17 protein-coding genes and 1 riboswitch are annotated in these 14,376 nt (G+C 34.4%); of the genes, 1 reads left to right on the top strand and 16 read right to left on the bottom strand.

What is annotated here, in order from left to right:
* Nucleotides 1–138: 138 nt before the first annotated feature.
* The 6 genes from yidC to LQ686_RS11120 all read right to left on the bottom strand — a co-directional run bounded on the left by yidC (nucleotide 139) and on the right by LQ686_RS11120 (nucleotide 5,454).
* Complete coding sequence (gene yidC, locus LQ686_RS11095; protein ID WP_025904496.1) at nucleotides 139–1,008, bottom strand: membrane protein insertase YidC; 870 nt, start codon at nucleotides 1,006–1,008, stop codon at nucleotides 139–141.
* Nucleotides 1,009–1,089: 81 nt separating this feature from the next.
* Nucleotides 1,090–1,731 carry a thiamine phosphate synthase gene (gene thiE, locus LQ686_RS11100; protein ID WP_107565672.1) on the bottom strand — a complete coding sequence of 214 codons (642 nt, stop codon included), beginning with the start codon at nucleotides 1,729–1,731 and terminating at the stop codon, nucleotides 1,090–1,092.
* Nucleotides 1,732–2,523: a hydroxyethylthiazole kinase gene (thiM, locus tag LQ686_RS11105; protein ID WP_103361440.1), complete on the bottom strand. Its 792-nt coding sequence runs from the start codon at nucleotides 2,521–2,523 to the stop codon at nucleotides 1,732–1,734.
* Nucleotides 2,516–3,328 carry a bifunctional hydroxymethylpyrimidine kinase/phosphomethylpyrimidine kinase gene (gene thiD, locus LQ686_RS11110; protein ID WP_025904493.1) on the bottom strand — a complete coding sequence of 271 codons (813 nt, stop codon included), beginning with the start codon at nucleotides 3,326–3,328 and terminating at the stop codon, nucleotides 2,516–2,518. Before thiD ends, thiM begins: the two co-directional genes overlap by 8 nt.
* 97 nt (nucleotides 3,329–3,425) lie before the next feature.
* Nucleotides 3,426–3,524, bottom strand: a riboswitch (TPP riboswitch).
* A 125-nt stretch (nucleotides 3,525–3,649) separates the two neighbouring features.
* Nucleotides 3,650–4,516 carry an aggregation-promoting factor C-terminal-like domain-containing protein gene (locus LQ686_RS11115; protein WP_107572983.1) on the bottom strand — a complete coding sequence of 289 codons (867 nt, stop codon included), beginning with the start codon at nucleotides 4,514–4,516 and terminating at the stop codon, nucleotides 3,650–3,652.
* Between the two features lie 368 nt (nucleotides 4,517–4,884).
* A complete protein-coding gene (locus LQ686_RS11120; protein WP_037589776.1) occupies nucleotides 4,885–5,454 on the bottom strand; it encodes a single-stranded DNA-binding protein in 570 nt (189 codons plus the stop codon).
* Nucleotides 5,455–5,634: 180 nt separating this feature from the next.
* Here LQ686_RS11120 and LQ686_RS11125 point away from each other — a divergent pair, with 180 nt between their 5' ends.
* Nucleotides 5,635–6,072, top strand: coding sequence for a YwpF-like family protein (locus LQ686_RS11125; protein ID WP_025904490.1), 438 nt, complete (start codon nucleotides 5,635–5,637; stop codon nucleotides 6,070–6,072).
* Between the two features lie 399 nt (nucleotides 6,073–6,471).
* On the opposite strand, the gene fabZ is transcribed toward LQ686_RS11125, so the two are convergent.
* The 10 genes from fabZ to LQ686_RS11175 form a co-directional block, all read right to left on the bottom strand.
* Nucleotides 6,472–6,909, bottom strand: coding sequence for a 3-hydroxyacyl-ACP dehydratase FabZ (fabZ, locus tag LQ686_RS11130; protein ID WP_025904489.1), 438 nt, complete (start codon nucleotides 6,907–6,909; stop codon nucleotides 6,472–6,474).
* Nucleotides 6,909–7,193 (bottom strand): DNA-directed RNA polymerase subunit beta, encoded by a 285-nt coding sequence (locus LQ686_RS11135; RefSeq protein ID WP_025904488.1) that lies wholly within the window; start codon nucleotides 7,191–7,193, stop codon nucleotides 6,909–6,911. Before LQ686_RS11135 ends, fabZ begins: the two co-directional genes overlap by 1 nt.
* A 1-nt stretch (nucleotide 7,194) precedes the next feature.
* Nucleotides 7,195–8,490 (bottom strand): UDP-N-acetylglucosamine 1-carboxyvinyltransferase, encoded by a 1,296-nt coding sequence (gene murA / locus LQ686_RS11140; RefSeq protein ID WP_025904487.1) that lies wholly within the window; start codon nucleotides 8,488–8,490, stop codon nucleotides 7,195–7,197.
* A 150-nt stretch (nucleotides 8,491–8,640) separates the two neighbouring features.
* Nucleotides 8,641–8,871 (bottom strand): DUF1146 family protein, encoded by a 231-nt coding sequence (locus LQ686_RS11145; RefSeq protein WP_025904486.1) that lies wholly within the window; start codon nucleotides 8,869–8,871, stop codon nucleotides 8,641–8,643.
* A 58-nt stretch (nucleotides 8,872–8,929) separates the two neighbouring features.
* Entirely contained in the window at nucleotides 8,930–9,334 is a 405-nt protein-coding gene (locus LQ686_RS11150) for a F0F1 ATP synthase subunit epsilon (RefSeq protein ID WP_025904485.1), read from the bottom strand.
* A 22-nt stretch (nucleotides 9,335–9,356) separates the two neighbouring features.
* Nucleotides 9,357–10,772: a F0F1 ATP synthase subunit beta gene (gene atpD / locus LQ686_RS11155; RefSeq protein WP_025904484.1), complete on the bottom strand. Its 1,416-nt coding sequence runs from the start codon at nucleotides 10,770–10,772 to the stop codon at nucleotides 9,357–9,359.
* Nucleotides 10,773–10,790: 18 nt separating this feature from the next.
* Nucleotides 10,791–11,660, bottom strand: a complete 870-nt coding sequence (atpG, locus tag LQ686_RS11160; protein ID WP_107634167.1) for an ATP synthase F1 subunit gamma — start codon at nucleotides 11,658–11,660, stop codon at nucleotides 10,791–10,793.
* 31 nt (nucleotides 11,661–11,691) lie between these two features.
* Nucleotides 11,692–13,206, bottom strand: coding sequence for a F0F1 ATP synthase subunit alpha (gene atpA / locus LQ686_RS11165; RefSeq protein WP_025904482.1), 1,515 nt, complete (start codon nucleotides 13,204–13,206; stop codon nucleotides 11,692–11,694).
* An 18-nt stretch (nucleotides 13,207–13,224) separates the two neighbouring features.
* Nucleotides 13,225–13,764, bottom strand: coding sequence for a F0F1 ATP synthase subunit delta (locus LQ686_RS11170; protein ID WP_025904481.1), 540 nt, complete (start codon nucleotides 13,762–13,764; stop codon nucleotides 13,225–13,227).
* Entirely contained in the window at nucleotides 13,764–14,288 is a 525-nt protein-coding gene (locus tag LQ686_RS11175; RefSeq protein WP_048540915.1) for a F0F1 ATP synthase subunit B, read from the bottom strand. The genes LQ686_RS11170 and LQ686_RS11175 overlap by 1 nt, the downstream gene beginning before the upstream one ends.
* Nucleotides 14,289–14,376: the final 88 nt, after the last annotated feature.

A 14,376-nucleotide genomic window follows, 5' to 3' on the forward strand; every position in this document is an offset into this window, starting at 1 on the left:
AATAAAGTTAGAATTCAACAAAAACTAGGCTACTTATCCCCTATAGAATATAGGGAATTAGCAGCCTAGAAAATAGTGTTTTTATTGAGCTCCCTTAGTAAGGGTGCAGTGCCCAATGATTAGTTTGTTTTTTTGCTTTTATTTCTTTTTCTTTTTATTAGAAACGAGTTTAGCTGGTTTCTTCTCTTTGTTAGCTTCTTGTTGATTCCTTTCATGTGCTTCAATGATTGGTTTCATTTCTTCTTCAACTTTGTTGTTATAGAAGACATTACCTAACCATGTTTGAACAACTAAGAATGCACCACCGACTGCCCAGTATAAACCTAATGCAGATGCTGAAATGTATGACATCCAAATAATCATAATTGGAGAAATAAACATCATCATTCTCATCATATTTTTCTGTTCATCTGGAACATTCGCATACTTCATAGAAACAAATGCTTGTAATGCATAAATGATACCTGCAATGATCGTAATAATTAAATCAGGTTCAGTTAAATTAAACCATAAGAAATTCGGATATTCTGTAATTCCGCCTTCAGTAGGATATTTTAATACATAGAATAATCCCATGACGATTGGCATTTGTATAACGATTGGTAAACAACCCATGTTCATTGGATTAATACCATGTTTTTTGTATAATGCCATCATTTCTTGATTGGCTGCCATTTTTTCTTCTTGAGTACGAGCACGTTTAACTTTTTCTTGAATTGCTTCCATTTCAGGTTTAGCAAGTTTCATTTTTTCACGCATTAACTTTTGATTCTTGTACGTCTTCATCATAAATGGGAATAACGCAAAACGAACAATTAATGTTATAACGATAATAGCTAGACCATAATCGTGATTCAAATTTGTACCAAGCCAATGAATAACACTATCCATCGGTTTTACGAATGTATTATAAAAGAATCCATCCCTATTCTCAGGTTTAGAATAATCACAACCAGCTAGCACAACCATTACACCAAATAATAATGGCCATAAAGCTTTTTTCTTCATTTTTCCACCTCTATTGATATACTCACATAAAACTCATTCTATCATAGAATAGCGACAACATAAATCAATATATTAATTTTATCAAATATTTTTATACTGTTTATGAAAGCCCTTCACAGTTTGTTCAATATTTTGACTTTTCGCTATAGCAGAGATAACACTTACACCATTTGCGCCAGCTTTAATAAGCGGTTGTACATCAACTTCAGTAATGCCGCCGATTGCAACGATAGGAATATTTTGATTGATTTTTCTCATGTTCTCAATCATTTGATACCCACCTTCTTCTCCTGCATCAGCTTTAGAATTTGTAGAATGTATAGGTCCGGTTCCAATATAATCCACTTCGGATATATCAGATTGATCATATTCCATTTTATTTGCAACACTCAAGCCAATGATTTTGTCTTTAAACTTATCTTTAAAATCAGATACGTTTCGGTCATCTTGACCGACGTGTATGCCATCAGCATTTAATTTAATTGCTAAATCTACATCATCATTGACGATAAATGGTACTTGATATTGCTTGCAAAGCTCAAATAATGATTTTGCAAGGGCTTCTTTTTCTGCCCCTTTTTTACTCGTCTCACCTTTTTCACGAAACTGAAACATCGTGATGCCTGCTTTTAAAGCTTCTTCAACAACACTTATAAGATTACCATCAGCAATATCTTGACTGCCTGCTATAAAATATACTTTTAACGTTTTTGGATCAAACATTTAGTTCACTTCTTTCACAATCTTTTTCTCTTTAACAATGTCTTCTGTTATAACATTCAGTTGATCTATAAACGAAATTTGGAATGTACCAGGTAAATGTGCTCCTGATTGTTGATATGCCATCTCACTAGCGATGTTGTAAGTTGATAACGCTTCTTCTAATAAGTCTATTGTGATAGTATTTTCATGAGATAAGAATGCAGCTATTACCCCACCTAATAAACAACCTCCACCAGTTACTTTCGTTAACATCTCACTACCATTGTGCAATTCGATGATTTTATTATGACATGCAATGACATCGACTTTACCAGTTATGATAATAGGTAGCTTTAATTGTTGATGTGCTTTTTTCGCAATTTTAACAGCATCAAGCGTATCATCACTATCTGTACCTTTCATAATTGTATCTTCTTCTATAAGCGCTAATATTTCTGATGCATTGCCTCTTATAACATCAACCACTTCATCATTTAATAATGTCGTACAAAAAGTCTTTCTTAATTGTGATGCACCAACAGCAACTGGATCTAGAACTACTGGAACACCATTTTGATGCATAATTTCAGCATATTGTTTCATATCATAGGCTTTATCAGTCGTAATCGTACCTATGTTAAGAAGAAAAGCACCTGCTGCCTTTGAGAATTCTTCTGCTTCTTCAGGTTCTTCACTCATTGCTGGACTTGCGCCTAATGAAATTAAACCATTTGCTGTAAAGTTTTTAACGACATCATTTGTATAACATACGATTAATGGACTATTTTCTCTAATATTTGTTAATTTACTCATAATCTAATCCCTCTATCTTTTGATATGCAAAGTGGTTCACTGGACCTCTACCTTTGCCTATTTCTGGTGTATATTGAATAGCTAAAGTAATAAATCTTTTAGCTACTTCTACCGCTTCTTCAATTGTATGACCTTTAGCTAATTCTGCTGTTATTACTGCACTAAATGTACAACCTGTTCCATGTGTATGCTTTGTATTAAATCTTTCACTTTTCCAACTTTTCACGCCATTTTCAGTAAATAAATAGTCGATTGCATCACCTTCCAGATGCCCACCTTTTATAACTACACCTTTAGATCCAATTTCATTTAAGAAAAATGCACCAGCTTTTTTAATTTCTTCTTCAGTTTGAATTTTAAATCCAGTAATATCTTCTGCTTCTGGAATATTTGGTGTAACAACTGTAGCTAATGGTAATAATATTTCTTTAAGTTTCCCTTTCCCTTCATCATCCATTAGAGCATCACCACTTTTAGCAACCATGACTGGGTCAATAACATACGGCTTACCAGATTGTTCAATAAATGGTTTAATCGTTTGCATCATTTCTTCTGATGCAATCATACCTGTTTTGATAGCATGTGGCACTTCATCATCAAAGACACTTCTTAATTGGCTTTCAATAACTTCAACAGGTAAATGGTAAACATCTTGTACACCTAAACTATTTTGAGAAACGATACTTGTAGCAACTGCCATTCCATAAACGCCTGACGCATGAAATGACTTCAAATCTGCCATAATACCCGCTCCACCACTTGGGTCCGTTCCAGCAATCGTTAATGCTATATTCGGTTTTTTCATTGTAATCCACCTCAAATTTATATTTATAATTCTATTATTTATAACTTCATAAAAAATGACCTCTTCCATAAGAAAGAGGTCAATTAATAGTTGTAAAAACGTTCATCGACCACTTTCCTACGTTGGCATTATCCAAATCAGGTGTTAAGGGACTGAATTAATTCATCTCAGCCAAATGGCGCCCCTAGCAGTCACTCATATATTCAGTTTATTTAAGATTATCAAATAGACGTATTGTGGTCAAATTAAAAAATCGCCTAGGATATTTCCTAGGCGATTGGATAAATTAATTTATAGCCACTTTAGATTAAAGTGTGTGGCTTACCACCATCCGTTAGCTTGACGGAAAGCAATAGCAGCTGATTCTGAACCGTAACGGCTTTTAGCGTAGTTTAACATACCTTTAGTTTGTGTAGCTACTGAACCAGTACCCCAAGATTCTTTAGTTTGACCAAGACCTTGGTAACCATTTGGACTTACTGCATTTGGATTACCGCTTGATTCTGGTAATACAATTGCATTCCACATAGCTTCTGAACCACCAGCAGCTAAGAATTGAGCTTTAGTAGATCCACCAGTGCTAGCTGTTGAAGTTTGAGTAGTTCTAACTTTTTGAGCTGGAGCTTGGTATGATTGTTGAGCTGGTGCTTTATATGTTTGTTGAGCTGGCGCTTGGTAAGATTGTTGAGCTGGCGCTTTGTATGATTGAACAGGCGCTTGGTAGCTTTGTTGTTGAGCTGGAGCTGCAACTTGTTCTTGAGTTTGTTGAACTGGCGCTTGTTGTGCTACAGGCGCTTTAGCTGGCTCAGCTGATTGAGCTGGAGCTTGTAATGATAAAGTTTGTCCAACAATGATTAGATCTGAAGATAAGTTGTTCCATGCTTTTAATTGAGATACAGTTACATCGTATTTAGCTGCGATTTTACCTAAAGTATCTCCTGCTACTACAGTGTATTCTGTAGTTGATTCTGAACTTTTCTCGTTAACCTTGATTACTTGGTTAGGGAAGATTAAGTTAGATTTTAAACCATTTTCTGCTTTAATAGCACTTACTGAAGTACCGTATTGTTGTGAAATACTACCTAAAGTATCACCAGATTTTACTGTATGTGTTGCTGCATCGGCTGTAGCTGTTACCCCTGTAGTAACTGCAACTGCCGCAGTTGAAACTGCTAATAATTTTTTCATGATTGAATGTTTCCTCCTGTAAGGTTTTCACTTTTTATATGATTTTTACTGTTTAAACTATACCACTTATTTTTATGTCATAGGTTACAGCTATATGAAAAAATTACAGCTAATATTACAGTTAGATTACGTTAATTTTCAGACAATATTCTGAATATCAATGATTAAAATAGCTAAACAAAGGGATTTATAAAGATTGAACAAAATTAATTATCAGACAATTTGTCATATTCATGTAATTTTTTAAACAATTACTTGTAATTATGTATACTTGCTGCCCTACAGCAAGACAGCAAGTTTCGGAATTTAGAATCAAGAATATTTATTTTCGGAAGTATTTCTATAAATAGTTTTATTGAAGTTTAATGCTATGAGGTTGTTACTTTTGATGCATCAGCATCAGGAGTTTGTTGTTCAGTTTCTTTAATAACGTCAACGACATTGTGATATTCACTATATAACTTTTCATCTAAGTTATTTTCACCATTTTCTTTAGCTAATGCTTCAGCTCGTAATTTTTCTTTTGCTACTTTAGATGAAAGGTCACTAGCATAACTTTCAGCACTTTCACTAATTAATTCACTCATTTCCTCTTTCGTTTGAGGGATCGTTGATTTACTTGATGCAGGCATATTTAAGAATTTAATCGTTTCACATATAATTTCTGTTATATAGTGTTTCTTATCATCTTTAACATATGCTCTTGATTGAATTTGCCCCGTTAATGCAACAAGCTGTCCCTTCTTAGTATATTCATGAATATTATGTGCAAGTTTACCAAATGCTTTACATACAATAAAATCAACAGCAATCGTGCCATCTTTAGTCTTATATCCGCGTTCAACAGCTAAACAAAATGTGGAAATGATAATTTCGCCTTTCTTATAATATGCAGGGTCCTTAGTTAAACGTCCAACTAATACAGATTTATTTAACATATTCTCACCTCCTTATACTTATAATATAATGAGTCAATTTTTTCAGTCAAAGTCCGATAAATCATAAAATAAACACCTATTCTTCACTTTATTTTATGATTATTGTTATTTCATGCAAAAGTGCTTTATAATAGATAACAAAGTTAAACATTCGTAGATTTAACGATAAGGGGGATGTTTATGAAAACATTTAAAGCCGTACGCTTTCAAATTGTAGACGATGAACAGATTACAGAATATGAATTATTAGATGGTATCATTATAAATAAAGAAAATAGTGGTACAGGATGGCTACTAGAGATCTTAATTTCAGATATCCATTATGAACAAATGAAAGAATATCACGATAACCAAACCTTACTTGATACACGTGTCGTTATAACAAGACCTTCAAATGACCCAGCATTATTTGATGCAACCATCAAATACATAGAACAACTAGAAGATAAAATATCCGTCGTATTTGAATGTCATATCTATACATTACGACAAGTATATGCAGAACGATTATTAGAGCAACTTATAGATGAAGGCTTATCAGGAGATGAGCTTAAAACATCATTTAATAGATTGATGCAATCTAAACCAAAATTAAAAGACGAAAAAAGCAATATATAAAGAAAAATCTAGGACACTTAACGGTCCTAGATTTTTTATTAGGTGTATATTTGGGTGTTTAACTATCATTATTCTGAATTCTGGTAGTTAGGTGGGCGCTCACTTAGAGACATTTCTCAAAATTCTGTCCCTAATCACACCTCTTACGGACATTTCTCAGAATTCTGTCCCTAACAACACTTCTTACGGACATTTCTCGGAATTCTGTCCCTAACAGCACCTCTTACGGACATTTCTCGGAATTCTGTCCCTAACAACACCTCTTACGGACATTTCTCTGAATTATGTCCCTAACAACACTTCTTACGGACATTTCTCTGAATTATGTCCCTAATACGATTCCATCTCATTTATAAGCAGAAAAAAAGAGAAAACAGTCGCCTGTTTTCTCTTTTCTATTTATTGATCTACAATAGCAAAGCTAATTTCACAACTACATGCAACTTCTCCATCTACTGTTGCTTTTGCTGTTCCTTTTCCTATTGGACCTTTTATTTTGTTTATTTCTACTTCAAGTCTTAGAGTGTCACCTGGTGTAACTTGTTTTTTGAATCGACATTTATCAATTCCTGCAAACATTGCTAGTTTTCCTTGGTTTTCTTCTAAGCGTAGCATTGCAACTGCACCTGTTTGTGCTAATGCTTCTACGATTAATACGCCTGGCATTACTGCATAATCAGGAAAATGTCCTTGGAAAAATGGTTCGTTACCTGCTACTTGTTTAATACCTACACAACGTTTACCGTCTTCTAATTCTACTATTCTATCTAATAATAAAAATGGGTAACGGTGAGGTATAATTTTTTTAATTTCGTTAAAGTCATAAATAGTTTCCATTATGAGCTCCTTCCAGTTAAATCAAAGATGTGTTGCCAAGTTTCGGGATTAAACACCCCAAATGGATTATGAAGTATACCGTATCCAATCATAGTTCCAACAATAAATAATAAAATCATTAATACTAATAATATAAGTAATTTAATCCATAATGGAATGACACGATGCTCTACTTCCACTCCTTGAATTGTTTCTACTCTATTTCTTTGAAGTTTCTCTTTAATAGATTGATAAGTTGACTTTCTTTTTTTATCGTCAGATCTTGATGATTGTGTTTCAGCCATACTAAACCCTCGCTTTATCGTTTAACTTGCCATTATCATTGATGCGTTCAACATCTGCACCTAATGCTTTAAGTTTACCATGAAAATCAACATAACCTCTATCTAAATGTTTAAGTTCTGTAACGTTTGTATATCCGTCAGACACAAGTCCAGCAAGAATCAATGATGCACCAGCTCTTAAATCTGTAGCTTTTACATCTGCACCTTGTAATTTACTGTTACCTGTAATCATTGCACTTCTACCGTTAATGAAAATATCTGCATTCATACGTTTGAATTCTTCTACATGCATAAATCTGTTTTCAAATACTGTTTCAGTTACTTTACTAGTACCATTAGCTGTTAATAATAGAGCCATTATTTGAGATTGCATATCTGTAGGGAATCCTGGATGTGGCATTGTTTTAACATCAATAGCTTTAATTTCACCAGGTACTTGAATATTTAATCCATCTTCGATATCCGTAATTTGAACTCCAGCTTCTTCTAATTTAGACACTAAGCTTGTCATATGTTCTCTAATTGCACCAATAACATTAACATTTCCTCTAGTAATTGCTGCTGCAATCATAAATGTACCAGCTTCAATTCTATCTGGAATAATAGCATGTTCTGCACCGTGTAATTGACTAACACCTGTAATTCTAATTGTATCCGTGCCAGCACCGTGTACTTGTGCACCCATTTCATTTAGATAGTTAGCTAAATCTACAATTTCTGGTTCTCTTGCAACGTTTTGAATTTCAGTTTTTCCTTCTGCAAGTACTGCTGCCATCATAATATTTTGAGTAGCACCTACACTTGGGAAATCTAAATAAATTTTAGCCCCTTTTAATCCATTAGGTGTTGTTGCTTCAATAAATCCGTTATGTAGTTCAATTTCTGCACCTAAAGCTTCGAATCCTTTTAAATGTTGTTCAATCGGTCTTGAACCAATTGCACAACCACCAGGTAAAGCGACTCTAGCATGACCTTCTCTTGCTAATAAAGGACCCATAACTAAAATACTCGCTCTCATCTTACTTACGTATTCATATGGTGCTTCGATTTTTAATGTATTTGATGCATCTATTTTTACAGTGTTATGATCTGCATCATATTCTATATCTGCATTTAAATGCGTAAGTACTGTGTTAATTGTATCTACATCACTTAATTTAGGTACATTCGTTAATACACTTTGACCGACACTTGGTAAAAGTGTAGCTGTTAATATTGGTAATACTGCGTTTTTTGCCCCTTCGACTACAACTGTGCCATTAAGACTTGCTCCGCCTTTCACGACGATTTTATCCATATAATTATCCTCCAAAAAACTTCACTTTTATTTATTTTACAAATGTATATATTTATTTAATACACATTTTTCTTGATTCATAAACATCACCAAAATATTATACTACTTTTTTGTTCTTTTTTCATATATTTATGTAATTTTTTCTTATTATTAAAATAGCAATCTTAATTGTAGCGAATATTGGAGTATATCTAAAATAAAACGACTTACAGCCGTACCTAATATGATAGATAAGATGATAATAAATGTTTGAGCTTGCGCAACATGATTTTTCTTAAAAATTTGTTCTAATCGTACGCCTTGGAGTGCCCAAAATGCTAAGCATACACAGATGACATGTAGTAAAAGTCCGATAATACCTAATTGACCATAATATTCCATATTAACAACTCCTTCTAAAAATATAAGGCTGAGACATCACCTGTCTCAGCCTTGTATTTTATCTAAATTTAGCCACTTCAATTCGATTAATTGCACGATGAAGTGCACGTTCAGCACGTCTAAAGTCTACTTCATCACGATTCATTTTCAATCGTTCTTCAGCACGTTCTTTAGAATTAATCGCACGGTCTTTATCTATTTCATCGGCAGTTTCAGCCGCTTGAACTAGAACTGTAACTTTATTAGTTCTTACTTCAACAAATCCTTCGGAAACAGCTAAATACTCCGTACCACTTGCTTTGTTTACTTTAACGTATCCTGTTTTCAAAGCTGCAACAGTTGGAATATGTCCAGCCATTACACCCATTTCACCAGTTTCAGTATGTAAAACAACAAGTTCTACTTCTTTTGCTGAGTAAACAGATCCATTAGGAGTGACAACATCTAAGGTAAATGTATTCATTTTCCATTCCTCCTAATTATTATTAGACCTCTACACCCATGTTTTTAGCATTTTCAAGAACTGCTTCAATACCACCGACTAAACGGAAAGCATCTTCTGGGATATGGTCATATTGTCCTTCTAGAATAGCTTTGAAATCTTGTACAGTTTGACTAACTGGTACGTATGAACCTTTTTGACCAGTAAATTGTTCAGCTACATGGAAGTTTTGAGATAAGAAGAATTGAATACGACGAGCACGTTCAACTGTTTTCTTATCTTCATCAGATAATTCATCCATACCAAGTATGGCAATGATATCTTGTAACTCTCTATATTTTTGTAACGTTTGTTGTACACGACGCGCAACATCATAGTGTTCATCTCCAACAATTTCTGGAGTTAAAGCACGTGATGTTGAAGCTAATGGGTCAACGGCTGGATAGATACCCATTTCCGTTAATTTACGTTCCAAGTTAGTAGTAGCATCTAAGTGAGCGAAAGCTGTTGCTGGCGCTGGGTCAGTGTAGTCATCGGCAGGTACGAATACTGCTTGGATAGATGTAACTGATCCTTTATTAGTAGATGTAATACGTTCTTGTAATTGTCCCATTTCAGTAGCAAGTGTTGGTTGGTAACCAACGGCAGATGGCATACGGCCTAATAATGCTGATACCTCTGAACCTGCTTGTGTAAAACGGAAGATGTTATCGATGAACAATAACACGTCTTGTCCTTGCTCATCACGGAAGTATTCTGCCATTGTTAAGCCAGAAAGTGCAACTCTAGCACGTGCACCAGGTGGCTCGTTCATTTGACCGAATACCATCGCTGTTTTCTTAATAACACCTGAATCGCTCATTTCATAGTATAAGTCATTTCCTTCACGTGTACGTTCACCTACACCTGCGAATACAGAAATACCACCATGTTCTTGCGCGATGTTATTGATTAACTCTTGAATAAGTACTGTTTTACCTACTCCGGCACCACCGAATAAACCGATTTTACCACCTTTGATATAAGGTGCTAATAAGTCTACTACTTTAATACCAGTTTCAAGAATTTCTACTTTTGTAGATAAATCTTCGAATTTAGGTGCTAAACGATGAATTGGATCGCGACGTACGCTTTCATCAATTTCTTCACCTAAATCAATTTTTTCGCCTAATACATTGAAAACACGACCTAATGTAGCATCACCAACTGGTACTGAAATAGGTCTTCCTGTATCAGTAACTTCTTGTCCACGTTTAACACCATCAGTTGATGCCATTGCTATAGAACGTACAACATCATCACCAAGGTGTAATGCAACTTCTAATGCTAAGTCAAAGCTTGATCCGTCTGGACGTTCAACTTTAAGAGTTAAAGCATTATTAAGTTCTGGCAATTCACCATGTGGGAAGCGTACATCAATAACTGGCCCTGTAATTTGCGTTACTCGGCCTAATCCCATGTAAATTCCTCCTAATCATTATTCGAGTGCAGCTGCTCCGCCTACAATCTCAGTAATTTGTTGAGTAATTGCAGCTTGACGAGCTCTGTTATATTGTAATGATAATTCATCAATTAATTCTGAAGCGTTATCTGTTGCATTCTTCATAGCTGTCATTCTTGATGCATGTTCACTAGCTTTACCATCTAATAATGCACCATAAATTAAACTAATTGCATATTGCGGTAAGATAACTTTTAAAATTGTTTCTTTATCTGGTTCAAATTCATAACCAGCCATCATACTAGAACCTTTTCCAGTATCTTCATCAGATAATGGTAAGATTTTTTTAGATTTAACTTGTTGTTCAAGCACACTCACGAAATGACTGTAGTAAATTGTTAACTCATCATAAAACTCTTCATTAAACAAGTCTACAGCTTTTTCAGTTAAATCTTGTACATTTTTAAATGTTGGTTGGTCAGGTAAACCTACATACTCTTCAATGATGTTATATCCTCTAGCTTTGAAGAAGTCTCGGCCTACTCGTCCGACAACAATAATGCCGTATTCGTCACTATTGTTGTTATGCTTTTCTTTAATATCGTTAACGACATTTTTCAAAATGTTAGCACTATATGGTCCTGCAAGTCCTTTATCACAAGTAATAACTAAGTAACCAGAACGTTTTACAGGTCTTGTTTTAAGCATTGGATGATTAACATCTGTACTCTTAGAAGCAATAGCTGTTACAGCATCTTGAATCTTATCCATATATGGTTGAAATGCTTTCGTGTTCTCTTCTGCTTTACGCAATTTAGAGTTTGAAACCATATTCATTGCTTTTGTAATTTGACTAGTCTTTTGAGTAGAAGTAATTCTACCTTTGATTTCTCTTAGTGAAGCCACAATTTCACCACCTTTTATTTAAAGCTTAATATTACTCTACATGAGATTTATTAAATACTTTTTTGAATGCATCGATTGCTGAAACAAATTTATCATCAGATGGTAATTGTTTTGTTTCACGAATTTCTTTAAATAGATCGCTTGCATTTGCATCAATCCAATTTAAGAATTCATCTTCGAATCGTGTAATATCTTCAACTGGAATATCATCTAAATGACCTTTAGTTAAAGCGTATAAAATAACAACTTGACGATCTACAGTCAATGGTTTGTTTTGATCTTGTTTAAGTACTTCTACTGTACGTTTACCACGTTCTAATTTAGCTTTCGTAGCTTGGTCTAAATCTGAACCAAATTGAGCGAATGATTCTAACTCACGGTATGATGCTAAATCTAGACGTAATGTACCTGCTACTTTTTTCATCGCTTTAATTTGAGCTGAACCACCAACACGTGATACAGATAAACCAGCGTTAATCGCAGGTCTTACACCAGAGAAGAATAAGTCTGATTGTAAGAATATTTGTCCGTCAGTAATTGAGATAACGTTTGTTGGAACGTATGCTGAGATGTCCCCTGCTTGAGTTTCAACAAATGGTAATGCAGTAATAGAACCGCCACCTAAGTCATCATTTAATTTAGCAGCACGTTCTAATAAACGACTGTGTAAGTAGAATACGTCACCTGGGTAAGCTTCACGACCTGGCGGACGACGAAGTAATAATGATAACTCACGGTAAGCTGCTGCTTGTTTTGTTAAATCATCATAAACGATTAATACATGTTTACCGTTAAACATGAATTCTTCTGCCATACTTACACCAGCATAAGGTGCAATATATAATAATGGCGCTGGTTGAGCTGCTGACGCAGATACAACGATTGTATAATCTAAAGCACCATGTCTACGTAAAGTTTCTACCGCTGTACGAACTGTAGATTCTTTTTGACCAATCGCAACGTAGATACAAATCATATCTTCGTCTTTTTGGTTAAGAATTGTATCAATCGCAACTGTTGTTTTACCAGTTTGACGGTCACCGATGATTAACTCACGTTGGCCACGTCCAATAGGTACTAATGCGTCAATCGCTTTAATACCAGTTTGTAATGGTTCATCAACTGATTTACGATCCATAACACCTGTTGCAGGTGATTCTACAGGACGAGTCTTAGAAGTATTGATTGGACCTTGTCCATCCAATGGTTGACCTAATGGATTTACAACACGACCAATTAATTCTTCTCCTACAGGTACTTCCATAATACGACCAGTTCTTTTAACTTCGTCGCCTTCTTTAATACCTTCTGCAGGTCCTAAAATTACGATACCTACATTATTTTCTTCTAAGTTTTGTGCTAACCCTAAAACGCCAGTATGGAACTCTAATAGTTCGCCAGCCATAACGTCATTTAAACCATGAGCTAATGCAATACCATCGCCGACTTGGATAACTGTACCAACATCGGTAACTGACATTTCTGACTCATAGTTTTCAATTTGAGAGCGTAATAAAGCACTGATTTCTTCAGCTTTAATGGCCATCTATGTCACTCCTTAATATTATTTCATTTGTTGAAATGATTTTGCTAATTGATTTAAGTCATTCTGAATGGAACCATCGTATACTTTTGTACCTATGGAAACACGAATACCACCAATTAAAGAATCATTAACTTGATTTTCTAAAATAAGTTTTTTCAAACCTGTTCTTTTAATAAATGCTTTACCAATTTCGTCTAATTCTTCATTAGATAAAGGATACACAGATTCAACTTTCATTAAATCTTGGCTATGTACCTGATTGTATATTTTGCTAAAATCTTTATGAATTTCTGGAATTAGTGACAATTTACTGTTATTAGCAAGTAGGTATAATGTGTTTAACAAAGGTTTAGAAGCACCTTTAAATACATTGTCAACAAATTGTTGTCTGTCGTTTTTTGCTAATTTAGGATTGTTATCAATTGCTTTTAAATCACTAATTTGTTCTTTAACACTTTCTGCTACTTGAGTAAGTTCATCTAAGACGCTGTCTGTTAAATCTTGCGCTTCAGCTACATCATATAAGGCTTGGGCATATTTCTGACTAATATTCGCCATTATTTATCCCCTGCCTCTTTAATGTATTTTTCAACAAGGTCTTTTTGATCTTGTTCAGAGATTTCTTTATTGATTACTTTAGAAGCAATTAATACAGAAAGTTCTGAAACTCTATTATTAATATCTGCAATAGCTCTTTGTTTCTCTTGTTGAATTTCTGCTTGAGCTGATTGTACTAAGCCATTTGCTTTAACATTTGCATCATTAATAATTTGCTCTTGTTGTACTTTAGCTTGATGTTTCGCATCATCAAGAATTGTTTGTACTTCTTCTTGAGTTTTTCTTAATAGATTTCTATTTTCTTCTTCTAATTTCTTAGCGTTTACTTTTGCTTCATGAGCATCATCAATATCTTTATTAATAGCGTTCTCACGCTCATCCATAATTGATTTTAATGGTCCCCAAGCAAACTTTTTTAATAAGGCAAGCAGGATAATAAATGTGATCAATGTAAATAAGACTGTTCCCCATTCGACACCGCCACCTGCTGCTCCTAAAACTAATACGTTTTGATCCACTGCCAACTACACTCCTTTCACTGCAATTAAAGATGAATAACATCTCATAAATGAATGGCGAAATCCTTTTTAGATAGACTCCGCCTGTTCTAAA

The sequence above is a fragment of the Mammaliicoccus sp. J-M41 genome (assembly GCF_022385935.1).
Classification (GTDB): Bacteria; Bacillota; Bacilli; order Staphylococcales; family Staphylococcaceae; genus Mammaliicoccus; species Mammaliicoccus sciuri_A.

Excerpts from the sequence above, each read along its gene's own strand:
- yidC (WP_025904496.1), bottom strand. The coding sequence starts at position 1,008 with ATGAAGAAAAAAGCTTTATGGCCATTATTATTTGGTGTAATGGTTGTG.
- thiE (WP_107565672.1), bottom strand. The coding sequence starts at position 1,731 with ATGTTTGATCCAAAAACGTTAAAAGTATATTTTATAGCAGGCAGTCAA.
- thiM (WP_103361440.1), bottom strand. The coding sequence starts at position 2,523 with ATGAGTAAATTAACAAATATTAGAGAAAATAGTCCATTAATCGTATGT.
- thiD (WP_025904493.1), bottom strand. The coding sequence starts at position 3,328 with ATGAAAAAACCGAATATAGCATTAACGATTGCTGGAACGGACCCAAGT.
- LQ686_RS11115 (WP_107572983.1), bottom strand. The coding sequence starts at position 4,516 with ATGAAAAAATTATTAGCAGTTTCAACTGCGGCAGTTGCAGTTACTACA.
- LQ686_RS11120 (WP_037589776.1), bottom strand. The coding sequence starts at position 5,454 with ATGTTAAATAAATCTGTATTAGTTGGACGTTTAACTAAGGACCCTGCA.
- LQ686_RS11125 (WP_025904490.1), top strand. The coding sequence starts at position 5,635 with ATGAAAACATTTAAAGCCGTACGCTTTCAAATTGTAGACGATGAACAG.
- fabZ (WP_025904489.1), bottom strand. The coding sequence starts at position 6,909 with ATGGAAACTATTTATGACTTTAACGAAATTAAAAAAATTATACCTCAC.
- LQ686_RS11135 (WP_025904488.1), bottom strand. The coding sequence starts at position 7,193 with ATGGCTGAAACACAATCATCAAGATCTGACGATAAAAAAAGAAAGTCA.
- murA (WP_025904487.1), bottom strand. The coding sequence starts at position 8,490 with ATGGATAAAATCGTCGTGAAAGGCGGAGCAAGTCTTAATGGCACAGTT.
- LQ686_RS11145 (WP_025904486.1), bottom strand. The coding sequence starts at position 8,871 with ATGGAATATTATGGTCAATTAGGTATTATCGGACTTTTACTACATGTC.
- LQ686_RS11150 (WP_025904485.1), bottom strand. The coding sequence starts at position 9,334 with ATGAATACATTTACCTTAGATGTTGTCACTCCTAATGGATCTGTTTAC.
- atpD (WP_025904484.1), bottom strand. The coding sequence starts at position 10,772 with ATGGGATTAGGCCGAGTAACGCAAATTACAGGGCCAGTTATTGATGTA.
- atpA (WP_025904482.1), bottom strand. The coding sequence starts at position 13,206 with ATGGCCATTAAAGCTGAAGAAATCAGTGCTTTATTACGCTCTCAAATT.
- LQ686_RS11170 (WP_025904481.1), bottom strand. The coding sequence starts at position 13,764 with ATGGCGAATATTAGTCAGAAATATGCCCAAGCCTTATATGATGTAGCT.